The organism is Mycobacterium kyorinense (genome assembly GCF_002101735.1).
Taxonomy (GTDB): Bacteria; Actinomycetota; Actinomycetes; order Mycobacteriales; family Mycobacteriaceae; genus Mycobacterium; species Mycobacterium kyorinense.
Map to the genome: position 1 here is coordinate 1 of NZ_LQPE01000074.1, position 1,510 is coordinate 1,510.

Consider the following 1,510-nt stretch of genomic DNA (forward strand, 5'->3'; position numbering starts at 1 on the left):
GGCCACCCGGCCGGGGAACAACCCCGAGACGGGGTGCGAGTCGCGTGACCACTAAAGATCACTCACTCGCAACGGTTCCGGAGCCGGTGGGTGATCGTGGCGCCCGCGTAATGGGGTGTATGGAGTCCGGTCCGTCGGATCGAACCGCGGTACGTGATTCCTTGCCCGGGGGTTGCGAGAATAACGCCGGCCAGGTCGCGATCGCAGGGCGACGCGGCCGATCCTTCGGGACAGCACGGACGCTGTATGCGTCAACAGTCGAAGCCAGGCAGCGGGGACGCTGGGGGCGGTGTCCCGGACAGGGCTGCGTAGGCACTAGAAGATCCGCGGGACATAAGGGCAAGCCTGGCGCCCTTGGGACGGGTGGCGACCAAAAGGGACCGAGCTCCACCCGGGCGGCGAACCGGCGGATGGTGAGCGGCCCCCGCAGGGGATGGTGCGGTGTAGCGGTTGCGGCATTCCAGGGCCCTAATCGGCGTATCTTTCGAGGTCAGCGCGTATGGGGACGCACGCGGCCCATCAACGGTCCATCCCGCCGGGCGTGGCGTCAGCATCCTAATCCGGGACATTGAAGCGAGACCATGGGCCGCGGCGGCCCTGCCTTCCATGAAAATGGGGGACGCGGAGGGCGCGGCGGCGCTCGTGTCCCTGCTGGCTGCAGCCAGGGCGGGTCGCACGCCAAGTGACGACGCCAGCACCGTCCCTGTGATCGTCCCCAACACAGACGGGGACGTCCCGGACAGACCGCGGAGAACCGCGGCTTCGATTGGGCTGCCGCGCAGCTCGGCGTCCCACCGAGGGGACGGCCCTGCGATCGGTTTCGTTCGCAGGTCTTGAGGACGCACGGGGTGCCACGGCGCGCGCGTGCAGCGGTTGATGGCGAATAGGATTTCTTAGCGTGGTGGCCGCTGTGATGTTCGATGTTGGGGAGACTCTTGTCGACGAGACGCGCGAGTACGGCACCTGGGCTGACTGGCTTGGGGTTCCTCGCCACACGTTTGCGGCGACGTTCGGTGCGGTGATCGCGTGCGGGCGTGACTATCGCGAGACCTTCCAAATTTTCCGGCCCGGTTTCGATTTGGCCGAGCAGCGGGCCGCGCGGGCCGCAGCCGGTCAGCCCGAGTGGTTCGGCGAAGACGATCTGTATCCGGACGTGCGCAGCTGTCTGGGCAAGCTGCGGGATCTCGGCGTGTGGGTCGGGGTGGCGGGCAATCAGACGGCCCGCGCTGGGGAGTTGTTGCGCGGTCTGGAGTTGCCGTGTGACTTCATTGCCACGTCTGACGATTGGGGTGTGTCGAAGCCTGATCCTGAGTTCTTTCGCCGGGTGTTGGAGGCGGCGCCCGTCGCGCGTGCGCTGGATGTTTTGTACGTGGGGGATCGGTTGGACAACGATATTCGGCCGGCGAAGTTGGCGGGGATGCGGACGGCGTTTTGGGAGCGTCCCGGGGAGTGGTGTAAGTGATGGCGGCGTGTCGGTCCCTGACGTAAGAGGGCCATCGCGTGAGTCTCT

1 protein-coding gene is annotated in these 1,510 nt (G+C 66.8%); it reads left to right on the forward strand.

The window, feature by feature from the left end:
• Nucleotides 1-898: 898 nt before the first annotated feature.
• Complete coding sequence (locus AWC14_RS09455; RefSeq protein WP_249026322.1) at nt 899-1,462, forward strand: HAD family hydrolase; 564 nt, start codon at nt 899-901, stop codon at nt 1,460-1,462.
• Nucleotides 1,463-1,510 lie beyond the last annotated feature (48 nt).